Annotated in this window: 3 protein-coding genes; all 3 read right to left on the reverse strand. The window is 39.1% G+C overall.

The window, feature by feature from the left end; genetic code table 11:
* Window positions 1–310 (reverse strand): EamA family transporter (locus tag AAF462_11940; GenBank protein MEM7009833.1); only part of this gene is annotated, 310 nt, incomplete at its 3' end.
* Window positions 311–317: 7 nt separating this feature from the next.
* Window positions 318–740 carry a thioesterase family protein gene (locus AAF462_11945; protein MEM7009834.1) on the reverse strand — a complete coding sequence of 141 codons (423 nt, stop codon included), beginning with the start codon at window positions 738–740 and terminating at the stop codon, window positions 318–320.
* Between the two features lie 576 nt (window positions 741–1,316).
* Window positions 1,317–1,448, reverse strand: coding sequence for a hypothetical protein (locus tag AAF462_11950; protein ID MEM7009835.1), 132 nt, complete (start codon window positions 1,446–1,448; stop codon window positions 1,317–1,319).
* Between the last annotated feature and the right edge of the window lie 89 nt (window positions 1,449–1,537).

Here is a 1,537-nt window from a genome sequence, read left to right on the forward strand (position 1 = left end):
GCACAGAAAACATTGGTACTGTAGAAACTACTATATTCACAATGGATGTAGGCATATTTGTGAGAGACCAATAGCTTGCTCCAAGGTAAATAGATTGTGAAAATATTCCTGCAAGTATGATCTTTATGTTGAAAACAATGTTTTTCTTGAAAAATATTTTCAGTATAAAATAAAGCGTAGAGCCTGCTATTATTAGCCGAATACCGGCCAACCATAGAGGAGGGTAGCTTCCCAAAGCAATTTGGGTAAAAATGAAAGATAACGTCCATATAACCGCAAAGGATATACCAAGGTATAAATTTACAGACAATATATCACTACCTAATATTTTTCTTCTTTAACACTCTTGAGTTAAATCTATCTTTGTCAATTATATGTCTCCCATGTTCTCCCCGAGCTATTTCTTCCATTTCATCGAAGGCAACGACTTCCCAAAATATGTTATTTCCATTTTTAATTTCTTTACATGTTGCAATGACTCTTATCTCCATTCCAGGTGGGGTTGGTGCTGAATGTGTCGTTTTAATAAAAGTCCCCAAACTACCTTCATTATCATCAAGATGAGGTTTTAATGCTTCAATACAGCACCATTCTAAAAGTCCAACCATAAACCCTGTAGCAAATACTTCCGGCATTTTTTGATATTCTTCAGACTCCGGATACAAATACGGAACGGTCTTATTGAGGGGAACAATATATTTATGCTCGTAAACATCACCTATTTTTATTGAATGTTTCATTAAGTCACCCTATCCAAATCCTGAGTAAATCTCTTGGAGGACAAAAATATCTCTTCCAATATTCTTTTCTTTTGAACGTCGCCTGTCCCTGATGGTGGCCTTGTCATTATTGCATCAACTACTCTGTCAAGACACACTAGCCCCATACCACTGTACTCTTTATCGATTAACAGACCTAGCTATCCCGTTCGTTTCAAATTTGCAATTAGATCATTAGATATAAAACCATGTTCTTTAACGAGTCCAATTTCTGCATCATTATTTTTACAAAACTCCTCTGTGCTTAAAGTGATATATTCGCATCTATCACCTAGCGTATTAGATATTATGGGGGTTTTCTTCAAAGGAAGTAAATCATTAATCATAATACACCTTAGGGAGCGGGAATTTAACTCATTATCAATTTCCTAGTGTATTTTGATAAAAATACAACCATGAAAATTATTTTGCAATCAAAAATTTATAGCACTTCCAACAAACATGCGGATGACCTTACTGAACTGGCTGTGAGTTTTGAATTTGGGCGCAGTCCGAGATTCATAGTAGGATCGCTGGATACTGCCAAAGCATGGAGGCTTAAACAGGAGGTGGTTCCTGTTCAAGCTCCTGCACCCTCTTTCTTACGATGACCCAGCAGCCCGGGCTGCCGCTAGCACCGGCCCTTTTGCCAGCACTGGATGCGCCATTTTGAGGGTCTGGTGTAATCATCCATAGCCCAGATGCCGCGCCTATGGGTGCGTGCTTCGCGTTCGGCGGTTCGGCTCGACGGGTCGCGGACAAAGTTTGGATTGCCAAAA

It is taken from the genome of Thermodesulfobacteriota bacterium, assembly GCA_039028315.1.
Taxonomy (GTDB): Bacteria; Desulfobacterota_D; UBA1144; order Nemesobacterales; family UBA2774; genus CR02bin9.

Excerpts from the sequence above, each read along its gene's own strand:
- AAF462_11945 (MEM7009834.1), bottom strand. The coding sequence starts at position 740 with ATGAAACATTCAATAAAAATAGGTGATGTTTACGAGCATAAATATATT.
- AAF462_11950 (MEM7009835.1), bottom strand. The coding sequence starts at position 1,448 with ATGATTACACCAGACCCTCAAAATGGCGCATCCAGTGCTGGCAAAAGG.